Below are 23,909 nucleotides of genomic sequence, written 5' to 3' on the forward strand. Positions count from 1 at the left end.
GGTTTTCCGAAGTAAAATGATATTACAAGGCGATCTACTTCCATTCTATTTTAAACACAACCGCAATATCATTCGGAATCACTTTTGGTTTTTCAATTACCAGGGCGACTGCCTCTTGTTTCCAAAAAAGCTTTTCCCTGCTTCCAAGCACCGAGATTTTTTTAATTTTTAGTGCATGATTATTCTTTCCAAGCGATTTTATACGCACATCTCCCGACGGAACACCAAGCACAGTTGCGTAAAGTGTTTTGCCTTTTTGATTGAAGCGGATATCTTTTTCTGATAACTGCACGTTACCTTCATTAAAACCCGATCCAGTCAGGGGATTAACAGCATCTGCTGCAAGTCCTTCACCATAAATCTTCCAGGGACGTGTATCAAAAATGCTTTCTTTGTTCACATCCATCCATGCTGTTATGTCCTCTAATATTTTTATTTCTTTCTCATCTATAGAACCATCACCACGAACAGGGATGTTCAGCAACATATTGCCGTTTTTGCTGACAATATCTACGAGCATGCGGATAACGGTTGCTGCCGATTTGTAACGGTTTTGCTCGTACACAGCCCTATCGTAATGCCAGTCCCCGATGCAGGTGCATGTTTGCCAGGGTAAAGCCTGCGCTTTGTCAGGCGCACCACGTTCTACATCCCAAACCATACATTTTTTTTGTTCGTCGGTAAGCACTTTGCCAAACAGCACCGCATCCAATTTTCCATTATGCGTTGCTATGTAATGATTGTAATAATGTGCAGCAAGCTTTAAACCGGCGTCGCTTACAGGGTAAAGAGGAAGACCTGAATCATCAAAGTAAAGCAGGTCAGGGTTGTATTGATTGATCAGATCCATAGTACGGTTGTAAAACTTCTGGCAGTATTGCTGTGAAGGAATCGAAGCGCCGTTCTGCCAATACCACTGTTTCCACAAAGATTTAATGTCTTCGCTTCCCTCACTCAGGTTGTGGTTTTGTGCATACAACTCCTGCGGGTCAAGCCCCTCCCACCATTTTCCTTTGCCATCAGCGGCTGTAAGTTTTCCATCGTAGGGAATGCCGGTTAACGCTCCACTTTTATCTGATCGCTGAGCTGTTTCAAACCACGTCCATGCATGCGCAGCATGAACGCTTAACCCAAAGGGAATCTGGTATTTTTTAGCTGCTTTTGCCCAGGCAGTAATAATATCTTTTTTGGGACCGACACGAACTGAATTCCATTCCTGGTATTTACTGTCCCACAAATCAAGATTGTCGTGATGATTGGCCATTGCAAAGAAATACTGTGCGCCTGTACGTTTATAGAGTGCCACCAGTTTTTCCGGATCCCAGTTTTCAGCTTTCCAGTCATTAATCACTTCTTTAAACCCGGCTTTTGAAGGATGGCCGTAATGCGCTACATGCCATTTATATGGTTCACTACCCTCGTCGTACATAAACCTGCCATACCAATCGCCCTGTTCGGGTTGACACTGTGGCCCCCAGTGAGCCCATATACCAAACTTTGCATTCTTAAACCATTCAGGAACTCTATATTCCTGCAACGACTGCCATTCAGGTTTAAATTTTCCTTTTTCAACAGGTTCCTTATTTTCACTTACAGGAGACGGAAAATTTTCCTGGGCCATGAGTGAATGACAAAACAGGATACAAACAGTAAAAATTATTTTCGCTTTCATATTTTCTTTTAAGAATTGTATAGTGCTCGTTGAACTTTGCTTTTATTTTTGAGTAATTCCTTTCCATTCATCTGTTCTGAAAGGCACAGCAGGCAAGCCTTCTGAATTTACAAGATTGCATACAGGATTGTCAGCCCAGGCATAACGCACAGCCACAGGTTCAACAACTTTATCAGCATAAACAACAACTTCATTCCCTTCAATAATTGCTTTTGCCCAATAAAATTGTTTGTCATTACCGGCAATGGCAAAACCTGTCAATTCTTTTCCATCTTTTGTTGAAAGGCCTTTACCGGTATTGGTAAAACCGATCCGGATACGATTGCCATCTTTCCGGAAACTTTTATACGTTGGACCGAATGCAATACAATTCTGTTTGTACACAAGTTTGTTGGCAATTAAAGCTAACCGACGGCCCACTTCCTGTTTGTTTACGGGATGAACGCTAGCCGCTTCACCAATATCAATTGTGCAGGCCATACCCGTGTTGGGTTGCGATAACGTTAGTGTTTGTGCTTCTCTCAATTCTGCCCATTCACTTTCTGATGGAAGCGGTTTTGTTTTCATGTAATTGGCCAACTGAACAAACAAGAACGGAAGATTGCCCTGCTGCCAGCGTTGTCTCCAGTCTGCAATCAGCATGGGAAATAATTTTCGATAATCATAAGCCGCTGCTGCATTCGATTCGCCCTGGTACCAGATAAATCCTTTGATGCCATAAGGAATAACCGGGTAGATCATGTTATTAAAAATCACAGCAGGGTTATGCTGATAGTTGCGCATTTTAGGGAGTGCGGTTTCAAAATCTTTTTTATATAACCATTTACCGCTTAGAGAAATTTCAGATGAACCATCGGTAATAAAAATACCATCTGCCGGATTCAAACCACCACCAGTCCATAACATAGCCATTCTTAATGCGAGGATGTTTTCTCCCTTCTTTACCAGGTTGGCCGGAATGGTATAAGTATGCGTTGGATTGGAATACCAAACATTTTTACAAATTTCCCGGCCATTAAAGTAAAGCGAATAGTTCATCTCCGGATGACCAAGGCTGATGGTTAGTTCTTTTTGATCAAAAGATTCAGGCAAGGTGATTTTTTTTCTTAACCAAACCATTCCTTCATAAGAACCGATTCCAAAATTTTTTATCAAATTGGGCATTTCAATTGCTGTCCAGCCGGCATCATCAAATTCCGCAGCCGGAACTAACTTATCCGCATTATTTTGCGGATTATATATTATTTCCCAGAAGCGTATCTGGTTCAGACTGTCCTGAATAACATCTTCCCGACTTGCAGAAAGTGTATCAGTGATAAGCGTTCTTGCCCTGGTAATGGGCGAAGTAAGCAGCATCTCTCTGCTTGTCCATGATTCTATTGCTGTGCCACCCCAGGTGCTTTGAATAATACCAACCGGAACATTTTGATCGTGGTGAATTTTACGGGCAAAAAAGTACGCAACCGCCGACCAATCCTTCACATTTGCCGCATCACAAACTTTCCATTTACCAGCAGGTATATCCCGTTGAGGTTTTAATTGATTATCGTGTTTAACAACGAGAAAACGAATTTTTGGAAAATCTGCATTTGCAATTTCCTTAGCAGCGTCTAAAGACTGTTGTACCTGCCATTCCATATTGGATTGACCTGAAGCAAGCCATACATCGCCAATGAGAATTCCTTTCAGTTCTATTTTAGAGCCCGGCTTTCCTGATTCTGCAATTTCAAGTGCATAAGGTCCGCCTGCTTTAAATACAGGGAACTTAATCTGCCATTTCCCCTGCTGATTAGCTTTTGCTGTAGCCTGCACGTTTCCAAGTTTTGCAACGATCAATGTACCCGGTGCGGCATTTCCCCAAATGGGAATTTTGATGCCCCGCTGTAAAACCATGCTATCCCCAAATACTTTGGGTAAACTGATTTGAGCATGAGCAGATGTTTGAAGAAGAAATATTATAAGAAACAGCAACGATGCTTGCAGGCGGAATCTCATTTTATTTTATTTTATTCGTTTGTTTTTAAAATCATTCAAGTACCATTACAAATCCACCCTTTCCATTCAGGGTAAGATCACATTTCTTTTGCTTTGTTGTGTTCAGGACTGCTTTTGAAAACAGTTCACCTTTTGTACCGTCTGTATACAGAGTTGCCTTGCTTTTCCTGAATATAGAAAGGTCAAGATTTATTTTCTTTTCTGTTGCCTCTCCATTTATACCGGCAATGTACCAGCGATTACCGCTGCGCCTGGCAATGACTACGTATTTCCCGGGATAGCCATCCAAAAATTTTACGTCGTCCCAATGATCAGGAAGTGTTTTTAATAAAGATTTTATATCATTTGAAACCCTCACCATTCCTTCCGGTCCCTGGGCAAAATGCTGTATGCCGGATAGGAATAAAACAGAAAGGGACAGTTCAAAGGCGGGAGTGGTTTTCCTGATACTATTAGATGATGTAAGTCCCGTAAGATTCATGGGCGTAAAATCCATCGGATCGAAGGCATTTCTTGTGAACGGCAACATAGCGCAATGGTTGGCTTGTTTATCGGCTGCATTCTGGTCAAATGTTACCATCTCCATTCCATAAATTGCTTCGGCTGTCATAAGATGAGGATATGTTCTCTGCCAGCCTCTTGGCAATGTAGCGCCGTGAAAGTTTACAAGCAGCTTATAATTTGCAGCATCGTTCAAAATATCAATGTAGTATTGAATCATACTTTGTCCATCGCCACCAAAGAAATCAATCTTTACACCTTTAATGCCTAATGCCTGAATACGACTGAACTCTTTTTCTCTTCCTTCTTTTGTAAGCAACATATCTTTTGGACTATATGTTACCGTATTCCAATCGCCTGCTGAATTGTACCATAAAAGCAAACTGACATTTTTTTTAGCAGCATAATCGCTGAGAATTTTTATGCTATCATAACCAATCTTCTTATCCCAGGCTGCATCTACCAGGCAATATTGCCAATGCATATCAGCGGCATAGTCGATATACTTTTTTTGTTCATCATAAACGATCATATCATCCTTACTGTTGATCCAGCTCCACGATGATTTGCCCGGTTTAATAAATGACAGGTCTTTTGCAGTAGCTTTTGGCGCCAAATCAGTACCCAAGGTTGATTCTGCAATTGTTTTCAAACTTCCAATTGTTATAATGCGCCACGGTGTAAACCAGGGCTTGTTGTTTTCTGGCAGATAACCACCGCCTGTAAAAACTTCTCTTGGATCGGGAAACCCGATTGAATAAACAGACGACGCAGAATCATTGGTCAATCTTGTGCCGCAATAAGTACCGTCAAGCGCTGCTTCAGTGATCAGCACCCATGTATTATTTGTTTTGAACAATGCAGGGTACACCCAGCCTGACTTTAACGGCGACACTGTGCCAACAGGAATGTCCTGCAAATAATGTTCTTCATAAGACGGATGAACTTTCTGCCAGCCTGTTTTTGCTTCACTCATGGGTTGCAACCAGGCTCTTGCTTTTTTGTCAAATGCAAATGAGGAATATTCTTTAATGATCGTTTCATTATTTTTTATCCAGGGAAAAGAATAACGGAACGCCACGCCGTCGTTGGACAGCCGGAAAATGATTTCCATTTTTTTCTTTTCTTCATTAGTAAAAGACAGCACCAATTGATTGGACTGGTAAACGATGCTGCTTTTTTTTGCGTTCTTAGTTTGGTAACTATCTGTTATACGCACCGGTTTTGATGTCGTCAACAATTTCATGCCTTGTGCAAAATCGTGCCCCTTCATCATCACTCCTAAAGCCGAAGGTTTGATGACGTTTATGCCGGATTTTTTTACCCCGTATTGAATTTCTCCTGAAGCCGATAAGAATACATTTAGTACAATAGATTTGTCCGGACTCTCCAGTTTAACAACCTGGGCGAAGAGTGAATGACAAAACAGGATACAAACAGTTACAATTATTTTCGTTTTCATTTTTTTCTTTAAGAATTATTATAGTGCTGGTTGAACTTTGATTTTAGTTTTGCGTAAGGGCTTTCCAATCATCCGTTCTGAAAGGATTAGCAGGCAAACCTTCAGAATTAATAAGATTACAATCCGGGTTATCGGCCCACGCATATCGTACGGCTAAGTGAATTAATTGCAATTAATAATAAAACTGATAAGAGAGATTTTTTCATTTTTACTTTGTATTACCATCCCGAATCATAATACTATCTGAGTTTATCTTTATCCTTCTTCATTATTCATTTTATTCTATTCATCAGCCCGTTCATCTTCAACCATTTTTCACATGCACCCGTCCATGTGGTTTCCGTATTAGTCGACCGGCCCATACCATAGCCATGTTTCCCTGTTTGATATAAATGCAGCTCACAGGGAATATTGTTTTGGTGCAGCGCCATTGCGTAATGAATACTGTTGGCTACCGGCACCGCATCATCATCTATAGAATGAATTAAAAACGCCGGCGGTGTATGGCTATTTACCTGCGATTCGTTTGAAAAATATTGTACCAACTTTTCAGATGGCGTTTTACCTAACAAATTATACCGGGACCATGTATTGGTTAATGCTGAATCCATTGTAATTACCGGGTAAATTAAAATAGAGAAATCGGGCCGGGCACTTGTTGTATCGGTTGTTTTGTAAACGACGTCATTATAATGCACCGAAACCGAACTGGCCACATGCCCGCCGGCAGAAAAACCAAGCACCCCTATTTTTGAAGGATTGATATCCCATTTTATTGCTTGTCTCCGCACCAGCCTTATCGCCTGCTGGGCATCCTGCAACGGAACAATTGTTTTATCGGTAGCAGTTGCATCGTCGGGCAAGCGATAGTATAACACAAATGCAGTAACACCAAGTGTATTTAACCAACGGGCCACATTGTACCCCTCGTGATTTATTGCCAGCGCCGAATAAGCGCCGCCGGGGCAAATAATTACAGCTGTTCCGTTTGCTTTGCTTTTCTGAGCAGGAAATATTTCTAAAGTTGGTTCGGTAACATTTTTCATCTTCACCCAGCCATCGGCAGAATCGATAGTCTGTTGCATAGTGGGATTAGCTATGGAATTAGGCGCTTTGCCTTCCCACAGCGAAATGATCTTTGTTTGCGCTGAAAGGTTTGCCGGTGATGTTTCGTTTCTCTTGCGTGATCTGAAAATATGCTGTACAAAAAGATACAGATTATTGGCCCACTCGGTATCATCGTGACCATTGCCATCCACATGCCATACATGCGGCACCGCTTGTTCTTTGAGGTGCTGGTGCACACGCTGGCTGACACCGATCAGCCTATCCTTATCGCCACAGGCAAGCCAGAGTAGTTTGAGCTGTTCCTTAGCCGCCATCAAATCCGGTAACAGTTTGGTGTCGGATAGTCCCCCGAATTCATGGGTATTCGGGGCTGACGAAAATCCACCGACATAAGCAAAAGAATTGATATGCGAAAGGCCGATATTCAGGGATTGGCCACCACCCATGGACAACCCTGCGAGTGCACGATGTTTGCGGTCGGTGTAAACCGAATAGTGAGATTCGATGTAAGGGATGATATCGTTGAGCAAATCGTTTTCGAAAGATTTGCCATAACCTTTAAATCCGTCTTTTCGCTCTTCCTGTTCATCAGGTTTGGGATTGGACACAGTTACGTTGGTATTACAATTAGGGAAAACCATAATCACAGGTTCGATTTTACCGTCGGCCAGCAGGTTGTCGATGACATTATCAGCACGGACCCAGTACGGCCATTGACCGGCACCGGAATTGAGACCATGCAGTAAATAAATTACCGGGTACTTTCGGTTGGGCGAATAACCGGGAGGTGTATAAACGAGCATCTCCCGTCGTGTAGAGAGCGATTTGGAATCATACTGAACAGTAGCAATAGCACCGTGAACAATATTATCCCGCTTGTCCCTGAACCCGGCAGGTGGGTTGTCAAAGGCTGGCTTATCATCCGTTCCCAATTTAATAGATGGGTTTTCCTGTGCCAAGGCACCAGGACCAGCCAAAAAAGCAAAGCTTAAAATACCAATTTGCGCAACAGCATATATTTGTTTAAACATTCGATACCTCCTTTAATTACCTTATTCTTTAATTTTTAAGCATATTACCTCGCCGTTTAGTATCCGATAAAACCTTCAAACTGATTTCTCCTGCGTTTAATTGGAACGGTGTAATTTAACAGGCGATAGCATTTACAGTTTTATAATATTTAAAAAGAAAACATCATTCTCACGAATTTCCAGCTCTTTTGAAAACGGAACTCCATTCTTTACAGTAATGATTTCTTTCAAAATTGCTGAACCATCATTTTGCTTTTTGATTTGCTCCACTTGTTGCTTTGTAAGTTGCTGTGGCTCTCCCATATCGAGATAAGTGGTGTATGCATCATTGTTACGATAACCAACTTTATAAACTTCCAGAGCATAATTACCATTGGGAATGTTTGCCATATTGATCTTCAATTTTCCTTTTGACCTGGATGGCAGGTCGCGGATAAAATACTGCTGGTTATTGGTGGAATCTGGAATAGTGTAAGTGTAATCCCAAACCAATGCCTGTATATTTCCGGATGAATCTTTGCAGATCCAGGATGCAGCATCATTATTTACGAGTTCAATATTTCCAAGCCTGTTTAAAAACTGATAAGCATAAAACACCGGCTTGTTAATGCCTTGTATGGTCAACATGCCAAAGCCGCCGTGAAAAGGTTCAAAGCGGGGGCCTGGTTCTTCAAATATGTCAGTAAATACCCAATACGACATGGAGTTGGCAGCATGACCCACCTGCTTCATTTTTTGCAGCACATAGGAAGCTTCATGATAGCTGTCGTGAATAGGATCTGCGGGAGTATAAGATGCACTCCACTCGGTATAATGTAATTCAAGATTAGGTATCGGAGAAGTTGCAATTTCTTTTCGTGATTGCAGCACATCGCCGCTTACTGCAAATTCTTCTTTAGCGAGCACGGTGCCTGAATTTCCATATTCATCCAGAAATCCCTGATTCACTCCATAAGAGTGTGTGCTTACAAAATCGATTGGCACATTGTTTTTATGACAATAAGCTATCATTTCCGGCTCCCATGCTGCTCCGGCTGTACCAGGCCCACCAACACGATATTCCTTGTTTACACTTTTAACTGCCTGTGCGGTGTATTTGTAAAGTTTGAAATATTCTTCCTGTGTTCCCGTCCAAAAACCAGGCGTAAGATTGGGTTCATTCCATACTTCAAAATACCATGTCTTTACCTCGTCAGCGCCATAACGTTCGGTAAAATGCTCGGTAAGATTTTTGATCAATGCTCCCCATTTATCATAATCCTTAGGAGGAGTGACATTGCCTTTCCACCAAAAGATTGTTCTGTTGCCGCTGGCAAGATATCCCGGCATGAATCCCAGTTCAACAAAAGGTTTCATCCCGATGCTTTGCAAAAAATCAAACAAAGCATCCACATACATGTAGTTGTACACAGGATTTCCCTTGCTGTCTTCTTTGTAAACAGCCATGTCATCCGTTAGCAAACCATGCATGCGGATGTATTTGAAGCCGCATTCTTTTTTTACATAAGCCAGTTGCTGTTGCCAGTCGGCTCTTAATCCTTCATTCGCTCTGCCTGCACCAACACATTCTTTGAAAAAAGTATTTAATGCATTTGATGATTTACTGAAGTCAACGCTTATTACCCTTTCCTGTACCGGGGGCTTATTTTGTTTTGAACGCTTAGAATTCTGAGCAAGTAGTTTTGTTGAAATTGAAAAAAATAAGATTGCTGATAACAGAAAAGTTTTTTTCATCCTGATTTTTTTTAATAAATCTTATTAAGATTAATACGACACTCTTAAAGCATATACAATGCGTTGCTTTGTTGAAAAAGATTGTTACGGAGAACCATAACAATCTCATCCCATAAAATGGACAATCTGATTGCCGGAAAATTTTCGCCCTATTTTATTTCGCACCTGCGTTAAATGCATCAATAATACGCTGACCTTTATAGAATAATTTGCTCGTCGACTATGCAGGAAATTGGGAATGCTCCAGCGAAGCATTCCCAATAACTAATGAAAGATTTGTCAATTAACGATGAGCTTCTTAGTGAAACTAACTGTTTGCGAATCTATCCTGACAATGTAGAGTCCTGCCTTAAGCCGCGAATTGATCTCGATCTTGTTATCGCCTTGAGCGGTCTTTTCGTAAACCAGTCTGCCCAGGTTATCATAAATTCTCACGACGGCATTTTCGGAAATTTCCGGAAGAAGAATCGTAAACCTTCCCTCGCTGGCGGGATTCGGATACAGGCTAATGGCATCCTGATTAATGTTGGCTGCTGTTCCCTGAGCAGATGACATTCTGGAACCAGTTCCTCCCGGAATGAACGGAGAGAGATAGCTTCCGGCGATTACCTGTTGTGTAATGCCGGGACCCTGCCAGGCTACAGCTACATTATCTCCACCGGTTCCTTCCTTGTGAAGTACTTCGATGTAATACTTCTGCCCTGCAACCAGGTTAACGGCAGCAGACTGCTGTGTGCTGTACTTATTCCATTCTCTCGAATTCGTCCATCCGTTCACGTAGGCTATCCTTGATGCACTAGCGGGGTTGTCGCTGGTGCTCAGGTATAATTCCGTGTTGTCGTCTCCCGCTACCCAGAAGGTGTAGCTTCCACTTGCAGTAGGATGGATATATCCACGAATCCTGGTTCCATAGTTATCCGCCCAGTTTGTGGGGGCTTCGAGGCTGGTGAGCTGCCCGCTACCCGTAGGATTGTTTGGATAATTGGTATTGGAGGTCAGGTTGCTGATAGCGGTTCCGTTAATTCCTGTCCAGTATTGTCTCAGTATGGAGCCGGTCACTGTGACGTTAAAAGTCTGCGTGCTTTGGCATCCTCCGCTATTGGTGTAAGTGGCCACATAGTTCCCTGCCTGGTTGGCCTGGATATTTGAAATGGTTACTTCACGTGTGGTAGCACTGAAACCATTCGGTCCGCTCCAACTCCACGATCCTCCCTGCGTAGGCTGAGGGCCAAACTGCACACTGCCGCCTGCAGTCAGAGAAGCATTGGCGGTTTGCTGCCACGCACCGCCATTAATCTGTACGTACGGAGTGATAGTAGTAGGTGTACAGGGAACGGTCACCGTGACGTTAAAAGTCTGCGTACTTTGGCATCCTCCGCTATTGGTGTAGGTGGCCACATAGCTCCCTGCCTGGTTGGCCTGGATATTCGAAATGAATACTTCACGTGTAGTAGCACTAAAGTTATTCGGACCGCTCCAGCTCCATGATCCTCCCTCGGCAGGCTGTGGGCCAAACATCACCGTGTCACCAGTAGTGAGAGAAGCATTGGCTGTCTGCTGCCATGTTCCGCCATTAACTTGTACGTATGGGGTGATTGTAGTAGGCGTACAGGCGGCAGGCTCCCAATAAATTAAACCTCTTCCGCCGCCGGCACTCATAAATACCCTTCCGGCAACGTTCATGTCTCCAGCGAGCAATGGCGCGCCTGCGAACTGATGGGCGTCATCATTTAACTTGAGCCAGGTAGCGCCCTGATCTGTTGATCTGAAAAGGCCTGTTACGCCTGACACCGTTCCCCAGATGAAAACAGTTGGATAGCTGGCTCCGGGCATCGCCTTTCCTATTCCAATGGCTTTGCAATAAGTTACATTGGAAACAGTTGTATAAGCCACCCCGGCGTTGGTTGAATATTTTAATCCATTGAAGAAAAGCGGTACCCACACATGACCTTCAAAGCCCGGCACTGTCCGCATCTGGGCTGGTTCCCATGGATAATTCGCAGTTGATGCGCCCGGCGTGCCTGCCAGGGAGAAACTGACTCCCTTATTGGTGCTTCTGAATAACTCCCCGGTTCTCGGCGAGAATATGTAGAAATAATTTGCATTTACCTGGTCAGCCACCGGAGCAGCATATTGGACGGATACACCCGAACAGGCCGACCAACTGGCTCCGTTGTTAGTGGTATAGTAGGTTGTTGAAGAACTTCCGGGGCAATGCAGGATAGTGCCTCCATCGGCACTGATGGAAACCTTTCCGTCTGTACCCATATTGGTAGAGGCTCCCGTCCAGGTAGCGCCCTTATCATTGGAATAGTAAACAACGTTTCCCCCGTTAGAAGCTCTTACTACCCTGTTTGTGTTGCCGGCCGCATAAGCAATGCTTTGGTTATTCCCATCGGTAGGAGAAAGTCTTGCCTGCGGAACAGCAGTCAGCGGCTCATGCACAAAGCCGGTTACGTCGCCGAAAGAAGAGATAACCGAACCGCCGGGAATGCTTGTTACGTCGAGCAAGGCGGTTTCTTCAATGCCGATCACATCATATTTCCAGGAGCAATTTGCGGCGGTGATATCAGGACAGGTATATACGCCGCCTCCGCCGATTACCCGCACCCGGTTTACATTGGCCTGGTCAAACTCGATACAGTCCATCCAGTTAACGGCGCCACAGCAAGACCATCCCATGCCATTAGCATCATAGGTGGCATTGGTGCCGTTTTTAAGCGTCCAGGTCGATCCGCCATCGGTAGTGAGGAAAACGAAGTCGCCCCAGCCGGTACCAAACTGGTTGTTAGTATAACTGCCACAGGAAGAAACTATTACCCGGTTTACATTAGTTGGGTCTATACTTACTCCGCCGTATGAATGGTCCTTCCAACTAACAGGGGTAACGTTTGTCCACACACCGGTAGAAGTGTTAAGCTTATATACTTTTCCATCTCCGTTAGTTGATTGCGGACCTTCATTGTCTGAATAGGTAACATACATGGTAGTTCCCTGCAATGCGGCCCGGTGCGGCATAAAACTGGTGGTCGGGGAAATATCGGTAAAGCTGGCGCCCCCGTTTGTACTCCTGTAGAGAGTCGCCCCTCCGGTGCGGGAAACACCGATGTAAATGGTTTGAGTTGCTCCATTCACTACGCTGCTTGAAGGGTCAAAAAGCACGAAACAAATACCGTTGCCGTTGGCAGTGGTAGTTACATCGCTCCAGGTCTGGCTCCAGGTTACGCCGGCATCTGTACTCTTCCACAATCCGTTCGCCCTTGTGCCACAGAATAATATATTACTATTTTTGGGATCAACTGCCAATCGTTCACCGTTACCGCGCCCACTTCCATTTCCATGCACTTTAAACGTATTGGTAAGGTCTGTATAAGTAAAAGTATTTCCTTTATCGGTGGACTTTAATATAGCCGACTTTCCTGTGCCAATATAATTGGTTCCACAGAGCATATAAATATTGTTGGCATTCTGCGGATCAAGCGCCAGGGCCTCAACTCCATAAAGGTCACTTTGTGAATCGCCAAGCCAATCGAGCAACTGAACCCATTTATTGTTCGTGGCATCCCAGCGGTAAGCACCGCCTACATCGGTGCGGCAATACCTATCGCCCGATGTTTTGTGGGTAACGATGCCGGTTACAAATCCGCCACCGCCAATAGGTGCGTGTTTCCACGTATAACCTGAGGTTTGAGCCTTTACTTCATAGTCCTGAAACAGATTAACTAAAAAAAATAAACATAGTAAGGCAAGTGATTTTTTCCTGAACTGTGAGGATACTTTAGCAGACAAGAAACTGAATAAATGAAAATGCGGCATAGTCGTTAGTTTTTCAGTTATAAATTAGGTTATCGAATTACAGATGACAAAAGGCAAGTCGAAAAACGCTGGAGACATCCCTTTACCAGCGGCCCTGTATCCGGGCTGGTCCGGGCTATCTCTATTTCGCTCCTGCCATAAGCGCATCAATAGTACGCTGATCTTTTACTGTATTGTTACTCCTGTCCAAAGCACCGCCTGTATCCCACCAAAAAGGTTTTATTCCACGGGCTAATGCTTCTTTGGTAACAAAAGTTATCCAATAGTCCACAGAGGTGTTATGCAGGGCCAAATCTTTGGGAACATTAGCAGAGTTATCACGCCTGTAAGCGCCATACTCACCCATTATAACCGGGATTCCTTTATCAACAAATTTTTCCTTAATCTTATTGAAGTCAGCAATATGGGCGTCCTCTTCTCCGTAAGTTGGGTTACGATCTGGTTCAATGGTTGAATGATTCCCGCTGCCCCAGTAGTACACCATTTTACCCCAGCTCACATCTTCACTTAGGAAACAAAATTGTGACGGTGTATAGTTATGCACTTCAACCATCAGGCGGTTGGCCGCCGGGTCATTAGGAAGTGTGGTCATCAAATCAGTTGTCAATGTTGCCGATGTACTTGGTCCCTGGAGAATAAGAACCCGGTGGCTGTTTCTTCCACCTGTAGAACGAACAGCATTAATGAAGACCTGGTGATATTGTTTTAAAATTTCCGTCTCCTCAGCATTATCAGCAGCCGGTTCGTTAGCGCTGGCAAACATGAGATGCTCATCAAAATCACGCAGGGTTGTAGCGATTTGCTCCCACAATGCTTTTTGTTTAGCACTGACAGAATCTTGCTTGAGTTTCGTGATGTTATTTTCCAGCCAGCCACCGTCCCAGTGAATGTTGAGCATAACGTACATATCATTGTTTACACAGTATCCAACAATTTCTTTAACTCTATTGAGCCAGGCGGGATCTATCTTTGCTGTTTTTTCGTCGCTTAAATGTTGCCAGTTCCATGCGCATGGAAGGCGAATAGCAGTAAATCCCTGTTGTTTTACAAACTTTATGTAGTCCTCCGTAATGGCAGGATTACCCCACCCCGTTTCGCCACCCGAAGCTTCCAGGGTATTACCAATGTTCCATCCCAATTTAAATTTGGCTGCTAATTGCACAGCAGTGCTCATTCCTATTGAATCAGGGGCTTTGGGAGATGTGTTGTAAGATGGATAGATGGTAGCGGGTTGCGAAACCTTAACTCTTCTTGCCTGTCCGTTTTCAGCGTTTACTGACAAGAATACAGAACGGGTGCTACCGGTTTCATTAGACGTCGCAGTTAGTTGAATGGTGCTGCTCCCGCTATTGCCTGATGATTTGCTTAACTGCAGCCATGAAGCAAGGTTGCTGATGTTCCATTGTGCATTACTGTTGATCGCCAGGTCTGCTGTTCCTCCTTCTGCAGGAAGATCAATTGAGGTCGGAGAAGCAGAAAGTTGGGGAGTAACCGTATCCTTTTTTTTACAGTTCGTAAAAAAAAGTACAATCAGCAATCCCATCATTGTAAATTTTCCGGCCATTGTCATTTTTTTTGTGTTCATAGATGCAGATTAGTTTTTTTTAAATTGACCCGGAGGGATGGTGCAACTTTTCATTGCCCATCCCCAGGCATCTGTTTGCTTGTATGAGAAACTTTCAATTCGACTGCTATTTTATTTTTACTACTCTGAAATTATCAAAGCCACCATAAAAGCCGGTAGTAGTAGTTGATGTGCCGTAATTTTTAAACATTACATTGCAGCCAGTGTTACCGGTGCCTAATAAATTTGAGAGTGAAGTAACGGGAGTACCCCTTCCTTCACCAAGTGTAGCATCGGTTGACAGGAACCTGGATAGCGGGATGGTTACCGTTCTCCAACCATTGGTAGAATATGCCGTTGTAGTTGTTGGAGAAATTTGCCAAGGCTCGTACAGTGCTGTATAAGAACTCGTGAAACCAGTTTGAATACGAATTGAACCGCCGTTCCATGAACTGGGAATATTTACTTCAAATTTCAAAGCCCAATTGCCGACGGGGTCAGTTAAATTAGCAGCAGGCATCCATAATGCTCCCCCTATGGGTATTTGGCTTCCACTTGCACCAGCAGCCAAAGGGCCATCTTTTATGGAGATGAACATGCCTGTATTACCGGTCATTTCAGGGCAATCTGTTATCCATCCTCCATTACTCACTACAGAAAGTCTGGATCCACCCCACCATTGCCATCCAAAGGCATTTCCCCATTCCATATTTGCTAATATACCGGTAGTGGCATTACCAGCCCACTTGACGTTATATGCATTATAAACATCATAAACAGTGGTAACAGCACCAAAGGCTGTTGTGATGGATGCTGGTCCTGATTGAGATATAGAAGGTAATTTAAAGGCAACAAAACTTCCATCTGAAGAAGTTACAAAAGAAGTAATATTAGCACCTGAAAAAGTGAATGATTGAATACTTTTCAGATAAGTACCATACACATAAACAGAATCGTCGGTATTGGCATTTTCGTTGGAAATAGCAGTAATGGTAGGAATTGCCTCTATTTTAAAAATAGCTGTACCGCTCTTGGTAGTTACTACTACATTTCCGCTTGTAGGCGCAGGGTTTGGCATTTTAAAACGAAGAGAAGTTCCGTAAAGATCTGATTTAAATGATGTTATGTCATCTCCGCCATAAGAAAAACTTTGAACTAATACCAGATCTGTTCCATAAATAAAAACTGAATCTCCCGGGTCAGCAAATACATTGGAAATGGCGCTAATAGTTGGCGCACCAGGTCCTAATTTAAAGGCAAATGTGGTGGAGCCGCCCGTTGTTGTATACTCAATCGTATAAAGCTTAGTAGTATCTATGGTTGAAAACAGTATAGTAGGTATTTGCACTACTGCGCTGTTCCCGGCAAACAAAGTGCCGTTAAAGGAAGCTCTTACACCATTAAATTTTATTTCAATTGCGTTTTTCAAATTCTGGCCTGAAATAACTACCCACTGCCCGTTGGCTTCAAGGCTGTTAAGAATGGTATCATTCGGAGAAGCCTCATAACTCCTTACTTCGGTAATGACAGGAGGAGCATCATCACTAATATTTTTTTTACAGGCCGATAATAATGCCGCTATCATGATTATGAAAAGCGACAAAACATTCAAGCGGTGTTTTAATATTTTATTCATAAATGTATATTATAACGTTATGGATTAATAATAGGGAACAGGCGGCTCAGCCAGGTTAGGATCGGCAGCCAGTTCGGATGCAGGTAATTGAAGTGTAAACGATGAGACAGTCGCTGGTAATACCGCTGTACCAATAGGCGGATCAGGAGTAGCTACTCCATTTTCATACTTAAATGTTACCCGTTGTTGGTTGTTAAGAATATTCACCGCTTTGGTGGGGTTCCAGTAAGAAAGCCGCACTAAATCCAGCCAGTATTGTCCTTCAAAAGCGAATTCAATTCTTCTTTCTTTAATAATGTCGTCCATGTTTATTGATGAAACGGGGTCAACGCCAGCCCTTGTTCTTACTTTATTAAAATATTTCAGGGCCTCAGCATCGGATGTGCTTGCATTATTGCCCAGGATCGCTTCAGCATAAATCAAATAAACATCTGCAAGCCGAAGCAGCGCATCATGTTCAACAGACGCAGTAAAGGTCATAGAAGGTGAATTATTATCCTTTTCATTCCCGATGATATGTTTCTTCATCACCTGGCCGGTAGCTTTGTATCCACCTCCTGCAGCATTCAATTCAGGATAAAAATCTCCGTTGAGCATAATCGTAGCTTTTCTTCTTACGCTATCCTTTTCCTCATAGTTCAGGTACAAATCGTAAGTGACATCCAATGAAGTCCATGCGCCATTTTTTTGCGGGTTAATATCACTTGACGGAGAATACGTGAGCAACAGATTGCCTTCTTCCCAACCAATGCTTGGACCCGTGGCCCACTGAAGCGCAAACAATGATTCCTGGTTGTCGTTGAATTGAGATTGGAACAGGTTATAATAATTAGGCAACAAATTCAAACCACTCTCATTACAAACATTTCCAGCAAAATATTTTGCGCTGTCTAAATACGTCTGATTGCGTGTTCCACTGCCACCCAAACCGGCCATTGTCAGGTAAACCTTTGCCAGCATGCCTTGTGCCGACCAGGTGGTAACCCTGCCTTTTTCATTGGTAAGGGGCAAGTGTTGTGCTGCAAAATTTAAATCAAGCGTAACAAACTTATAAACATCGGAAACGATGTTACGTTTTAACAACGGGTCTTTAATAAGCTTGCTGTTATCTTCAATGATAGGAACCGCACCCCACAAACTGGCGAGATAATAATAAGCCATTCCGCGAATAAATTTTGCCTCGCCAAGAGCCGCATTTTTATCTGCATCACTAATTGATTTATCTGCCTTTTGTTCTATGGAGTTAATAACACCATTGCATTGGCCCACTAAATTGTACAGGCCTTTCCATCCACCTTGCATTACGCTGTTGCCGGCAGTGATGGTACGTGTATAAAGCTGCGTCCAATCGGCGATCCATTGACGGTTGCCGTTTCCACTTAATATATCTCCCAAAGGCAAAAACGCTTCGTGATGCCAAATTCCCCAGGGGGCGCCACCATACAGACTAGCAGTAGCTAACCTAAGATCTGAAGTGGTTTTATAAAAGTTATCCGAACTGATTTGCGATTGCGAAGGCCGGTCAAGAAAGCTTTTCTTACAAGAAAAACAGCATACCGCAACCACTGCTATCAGTATTATTTTATTTAGATGTTTCATGTGCCAATTTTTATTTTTTGAATGTTACTCCCGATCCTTCCACAAGCTCAGGACTATCGGGACTCATTTCGTGATCTCAAACTTTTTTACTTGGTTATATTCAGGTTTACTCCAACCGTAAATGTTCTGGATTGAGGATAATATCCGCCATCCCATCCTGCCTGTAATGGATTCCAGGATCCGATCTCAGGGTCCATGCCCGAATATTTTGTTATGGTAAAAGCGTTTGAAACGGTAGCATAAACTCTTAGTGCATGTATATGCGCTTTGGATAATATTCTTTCAGGAAGCCTGTACCCCAACGTAATGTTTTTGCACCTGATAAACGAACCGTCTTCGATATACAAATCAGAGGGGCGAAGATTTTGGGCAGTATTATCATTTCTCAGGCCCGGTATTTTTGTTGTTGGATTTGAAACAAACGCATTATTAATGTCGTCACGTGGCCCATTGGGATCTACATACTCAACCCTGGCATAGCCCAAAACAGACTTGAAATAGTTGGTATTATTTCCGGAATAGTTTTGAGAAATGGCTAGCTGATTTAACACTTTATTGCCTAAGTTGGCACTGAGAAAAATGTTAAGATCAAACTCTTTATAATTAATGGAGTTGTTTAAACCAAATTGGAACTTCGGTAAGGGTGATCCTAAATACGTTTGGTCTCTCGTATCAATAACGCCATCGCCATTCAAATCCTTGTATCTTCTGTCGCCATACCATATTCCGCCACCGGCAGGCGAAACGGAATAAGGATTTCCGTCCTGGTCAACAGGCAGCAACGCAAAATCCTCAGGCTTTGCATAAATGCCATCGAACTTCCATCCATAAAATGACCCGATTGCCTGACCAACAACTGTTTTTGCAAAAACATAACTATTGAGGGTTTGAGATAAATTGGCGCCCTCGCCACCTGTACCCAAACTGATTACTTTATTTACATTATGTGAAACAGTAAAATCGGTTCTCCATGTAAGATTTTTCGTCTTGACGTTGGTAGATCTGATTGTAAGATCAAATCCTTTGTTGCTCATAGCGCCAACATTCACCCAAGGCGCTTGCATGGCTCCGGGCGACCAGCCCGTTGTGGTTCCGGAAAACAAGGGCAATGGCAGGTTTAGTAGCAACCCATCTGTCCGGCGATCATAAATATCAAATGAAAAACTGAGTCTCCAGTTCAAAAAAGTGGCATCAATTCCCGCATTGTAATATTTTGTTTTTTCCCAGCTTACCTCAGGATTTGCAAGATTGGATTGAAATTGCGCTGAACCTGACAAGCCATTGTTTACAGAGGTAAGCAAAGTAACAAATCTATTGCCTGGTATTCCCTGGTTATTGGTAAGGCCATAGCCTAACCGCAGTTTTAATTCGTTAACAAATTTTACGTCTTTAAAAAACGCTTCATTGTTTACTTTCCAGGCAAAGGCGCTGGAGTAAGTAGTTACGTGGCGACGGCCGGGAGCAAAATTGGAGGAACCGTCATTACGAACATTGCCCGTTAACAAATACCTGTCGTTCCAGCCAAGATTAACACGGCCAAACCAGGATTCGAGTGCCGGTCCTGAACCCCAAGAGCCACTGTTTGCAGCGGTATTGGCATCGCCACTGCTAATAGATGTCACATTATCAGAAGGGAAATTTGTTCTTGATGCTGATACAAATTCAAAACTGCTAAGTTGCGACTCATGCGCCGCCAGGGCGTTTACATTTAAGTTCCCAAATGCATGGTTGTAGGTAAGAAAATTGCGCACTACAGTATATATATTCTGACCGGAAGAAGAAGAACCAGAATTAGTAGTGTTTTTAGCCCTGCCAAAATCGTATTTAGGGGTGAAAGTTTTCTGATTGGTAAAATCAAAATTTCCGGAGACCTCATTCCTTAATGATAAATCCTTATAGAACTGAATTTCGGCATACACATTTCCAAATACCTGGTTTCTCTTCCGGATATTCGTGTTTAAAAGCGCAAGTCCTACCGGATTGGGAATGGGTACAATCCAACCGGATTCATTGGTGACACCGCCCCAACTGCCATCCAGATTTTTTACAGGAATATCAGGCGTTAAACTAAGAGCATTAGAAATGACGCTCGAAGTAGTTGAATTGACATTCTCTTTAACGTGTGCTAACTGCAGGCTGGTTCCCATTTTCAGCCAATTGGTTGTTTTATTATCTAAATTCAACCGAACTGAATATCTTTTAAAATCAGAACCAAGCGCAATACCTTCCTGGTTGAAATAAGAAGTGGAAAGCAAATATTGAGTTCTGGAATCTCCACCATTGACAGTAACAGAATGATTTTGCATTGGCGCACGGCGGAATAATTCATCTTGCCAATCCGTACCCACTCCCAAATATTTTGGGTTTGAAAATTCAGGCCTTGCATCGAACTGCCATATAACAGACCGGTCATTCAACAGCGTAGCAAATTCCTGTAAATTGACGGTTGGAAGCCTCTTAGGTAGTTCCTGGAAACCATAATAACCATCGTACGAAATGGATGGGGTTCCGGCGCGGCCTCTTTTGGTTGTAATGATGATTACGCCATTGGTGGCCTGTGAGCCATAAATAGCGGTTGCAGATGCATCTTTTAATACGTCAATACTTTCAATTTCGGTAGGATTAATGGCGTTTAAGGGATTGGAACCACTCCCCGGATTGTCGGGAGATGGGATAATAACACCATCCAACACGTATAATGGAGAATTCCTTGCGTTGATTGATGATACTCCGCGAATTTGTACAGATACGCCACCGCCAGGCTGGCCGGAAACCTGCTGTACCACTACACCGGCAACCTTGCCTTGTAGCGCCTGGTCAAAAGTCGAAGGAACAGTTTTCCGAAGTTCTTCACCTGTAACCGAAGAAATAGAGCCGGTAAGGTCTTTTCTTTTTGCCTTACCATAACCAATTACGACAACGTCATCTAATTGCGAAACACTTTCACTAAGCTTCACCTGGATGTCATTGTTTTTGCCAACAGCAACTTCTTCTTTCTGGTAGCCAATCATGGTAATTACCAGCACGTCACCGGTAGCTGCTTCAATAGTGAACCTGCCGGCCTCATCAGCCACAGCAGAACGATTGGTCTTTTTAACGGTAATCGTTGCTCCGGCAGCGGGAGCTGATGTTTTTTCATTAATGATCCTGCCGGTGATCTTTGTTTGTGCATAAGCATCATTGCCTGCAAGAAGCAATAAAAAAATACCCCATAGCAGCAATAATCGCAAGCGAGTCGTTTTGGATGATTTCATATTTAAATGTTTAGCTTAACTACATTGTCAACACTGATGATAACAGCAGACTTTTGAGATCTGTATTGCCATGCGGGGGAAAAAGAAAAGATTGACCCGGCGTTTATCAACAAAGGCGTTTTTTTAAAAAAAACATGACTAACAAAACCGGTAAAAACATTCGTGAGGTGAGAAATAGAAGAATAGGCTGCCAGAACGACATTACGAATAGAAAAATACGGGACGGATGGCAGCAACAATTGTATTCTCATAAACAGCAATCTTTCTCTTGAAACAGTGCTATAAAACTACGGCTGTGTTGTTTGAAGCGGGGCGCCCAAATGTTGCAGATCAGGGTCTAAAATGTTGCAAAAAGCTGATTATTACGTCCTCTTGTGGGAGAAGGGACCGGTGACCCGATAATTTGTCCGGGTAATACGACTAAAAGCAATAGCCGGCACCTATTTAAAAAATTAATAAGTCTTGGCCATTGCTCAAATCGCATGTGTGCCCCTGAACAAGAAGGGACGAATATTTGGCAGGATTTCTTTTTACTGTAAAAAAGCGACGCAAATACTACCATGGACCAGAATAAACTTAGTATAGCAACTCTTCTTATACAATAATACAATCTTACAGGGAAATGACGGTGCAGCATTGGACATGTTAACTGTGCTTTCACCCGGTGAAACTTTCAGGATATCTTATTTCCTGTTATAATATTCTTTCATGATGTACCATGCTTTCTTCTTATTACCTTTTTCAGATAATAAACCCTTCCGGTTGTACCCTTGCTGATAAACGGGATGCATTCTTCCCAATGATCTGTAATCAAATAATAACCAGGGACACACTCCGGATAAGTTAGGAACCGTATTGAACATTTCGATCTGATCGGTAAAAATTTTGGCCTGGTACGCTTCTGTCCAATAAGCTGCTTCATCTGCCGGTCCCCTATTGTTGCCGTATAAAGCTTCACCGCCAAACTCGGAGATAAACACTGGTTTGCCAGGATACACTAAGTTCCACTTTGTTTCGGATGGTGAACCTTGCCATGGCGTGTACCATCCAATATACTCGTTAATGGAGATAATATCTGCATAGCGGTAAAGAGTATCCCACACGTTGAAAGTATTATTCTGATAACCCTGGGTGTTGATAACATGAGTTACCAACCTGGCAGAGTCTGAGGATCTGCAGGATTTTGTAAGTTCAATAAGAGCTTTATCCCGGTTTGGAGTGGATGAGTAGGTTTCATTTGAAAGACACCAGATGATGATGCCACAACGGTTTCGGTCTCTGCGGATCATTTCTTTCATCATCAGTTCCATTTTACGGGAAACAACGGGATCGGCAAAGTCTATATGCTGATACAACGGGAGTTCGCTCCACACCATCAATCCCATTCTTTCAGCTTCTTTAACCATATTCTCATTATGCGGATAGTGAGCTAAGCGAACAAGATTACATCCCAATTCTTTGGCTGCATTCAGTAAAATAAGTGCATCCTTCTTTGAATATGCCCGGGCTCCTTTATATGGGTTTTCTTCATGAATATTTACCGCTTTCAAAAAAATTTGTTTTCCGTTCAGCAACACTTTCGTTCCTTTCACTTCAATACTCCTGAAGCCGATAGTATCTACCACCGTATCAGTTTCGCTTTTGATAATTACTTTATATCGTTTAGGATTTTCAGGCGTCCAGTGTTTAAAGTCCGAAGAAAATTCAACCCTTGCTACACCGTCATTGCCCGTTTTTGTTTTATACGATAAATTGAGCTCCGGAATTTTTATCTCAATGTTTTGTGATGATTGTATTCCATTTAATTGTACCCAGCCAAGAACAGTATTCAAACTCCCCTTTTTTAGTTGAATACTATAATCTTCAATATAGGTATTGCCGGTTTCAATAAAACTAACATCACGGGTAATGCCTCCGAAGTTTAACCAGTCGAAACCAAAGCCGGGCAATCCGTTTTTAAGTCGTATGTTATTTGCTCTAACAACGATAGCGTTCAGTCCTTCTTTTACTTTACCGGTAATTTCAAACTGAAAGGGAGTAAAGCCTCCTTCATGACTTCCTGCTTTATGGCCATTCAGAAAAATATCCGCTGTATAATTTACTGCCCCGAAATGAAGGAACAGTCTTTTTTCTTTTTTATTTGTATAGTTGAATTGTTTTCTGTACCAAACTGTGCCTTCAAAATAAGTGAGCTCAGGCATTTGAGAATTAAAATCTCCCGGCACTTTTAATACAGGCCCTCCTTCAAATGAATACTCAAAAAAATCAGTTTTTTTTTGAGGCTTATGTTCCAGCCAAACCTGCCGCCATTCCCCGATTCCTGTCGGGTCAACAATTACATTCCATTCACCATTTAAACTGCGTAAGGTTCTGGCCCCGGCACTAATCATAGCTGTCTGAGCATTTAAAATACCGGTCAATAAAAAAATGAACAAAAAAGTCAATACCCGTTTCTTTGACATTGCTATCATGTATTTATTCATTTGGGTTTGTCTATTATTTCATTGTTATGCCGGTGTCACTTCCCTCCCATCTTTGCAGTACTATCTTTGGGTCTTGCCCTTCCATTCGTCAGTT

Annotated in this window: 11 protein-coding genes; all 11 read right to left on the reverse strand. The window is 42.8% G+C overall.

The features are described from left to right. Positions 1 to 34 precede the first annotated feature (34 nt). A complete protein-coding gene (locus ACFEL9_RS04370) occupies positions 35 to 1,672 on the reverse strand; it encodes an alpha-L-fucosidase (protein WP_385886460.1) in 1,638 nt (545 codons plus the stop codon). Between the two features lie 42 nt (positions 1,673 to 1,714). Beyond that, complete coding sequence (locus ACFEL9_RS04375; RefSeq protein ID WP_385886461.1) at positions 1,715 to 3,667, reverse strand: sialate O-acetylesterase; 1,953 nt, start codon at positions 3,665 to 3,667, stop codon at positions 1,715 to 1,717. A 31-nt stretch (positions 3,668 to 3,698) separates the two neighbouring features. Further along, positions 3,699 to 5,630, reverse strand: a complete 1,932-nt coding sequence (locus ACFEL9_RS04380) for a glycoside hydrolase family 97 protein (protein WP_385886463.1) — start codon at positions 5,628 to 5,630, stop codon at positions 3,699 to 3,701. Positions 5,631 to 5,902: 272 nt separating this feature from the next. After that, a complete protein-coding gene (locus ACFEL9_RS04385; RefSeq protein ID WP_385886465.1) occupies positions 5,903 to 7,729 on the reverse strand; it encodes an alpha/beta hydrolase-fold protein in 1,827 nt (608 codons plus the stop codon). A 132-nt stretch (positions 7,730 to 7,861) separates the two neighbouring features. Further along, the gene (locus ACFEL9_RS04390) at positions 7,862 to 9,463 is read right to left on the reverse strand and encodes a GH39 family glycosyl hydrolase (RefSeq protein ID WP_385886466.1); all 1,602 of its coding nucleotides are present in this window, start codon (positions 9,461 to 9,463) and stop codon (positions 7,862 to 7,864) included. A gap of 279 nt (positions 9,464 to 9,742) precedes the next feature. Further along, on the reverse strand, positions 9,743 to 13,279 hold the full coding sequence (locus tag ACFEL9_RS04395; protein ID WP_385886467.1) for a T9SS type A sorting domain-containing protein: 3,537 nt from the start codon (positions 13,277 to 13,279) through the stop codon (positions 9,743 to 9,745). Between the two features lie 121 nt (positions 13,280 to 13,400). Further along, positions 13,401 to 14,864, reverse strand: a complete 1,464-nt coding sequence (locus ACFEL9_RS04400; protein ID WP_385886469.1) for a cellulase family glycosylhydrolase — start codon at positions 14,862 to 14,864, stop codon at positions 13,401 to 13,403. Positions 14,865 to 14,970: 106 nt separating this feature from the next. Further along, positions 14,971 to 16,479 (reverse strand): glycan-binding surface protein, encoded by a 1,509-nt coding sequence (locus tag ACFEL9_RS04405; RefSeq protein WP_385886471.1) that lies wholly within the window; start codon positions 16,477 to 16,479, stop codon positions 14,971 to 14,973. Between the two features lie 24 nt (positions 16,480 to 16,503). Beyond that, a complete protein-coding gene (locus ACFEL9_RS04410; protein ID WP_385886472.1) occupies positions 16,504 to 18,078 on the reverse strand; it encodes a RagB/SusD family nutrient uptake outer membrane protein in 1,575 nt (524 codons plus the stop codon). A gap of 86 nt (positions 18,079 to 18,164) precedes the next feature. After that, entirely contained in the window at positions 18,165 to 21,332 is a 3,168-nt protein-coding gene (locus ACFEL9_RS04415; RefSeq protein ID WP_385886474.1) for a SusC/RagA family TonB-linked outer membrane protein, read from the reverse strand. Positions 21,333 to 22,015: 683 nt separating this feature from the next. Then, positions 22,016 to 23,794, reverse strand: coding sequence for a glycoside hydrolase family 2 protein (locus ACFEL9_RS04420; protein WP_385886475.1), 1,779 nt, complete (start codon positions 23,792 to 23,794; stop codon positions 22,016 to 22,018). Positions 23,795 to 23,909 lie beyond the last annotated feature (115 nt).

The organism is Terrimonas alba (assembly GCF_042434975.1).
Taxonomy (GTDB): Bacteria; Bacteroidota; Bacteroidia; order Chitinophagales; family Chitinophagaceae; genus Terrimonas_B; species Terrimonas_B alba.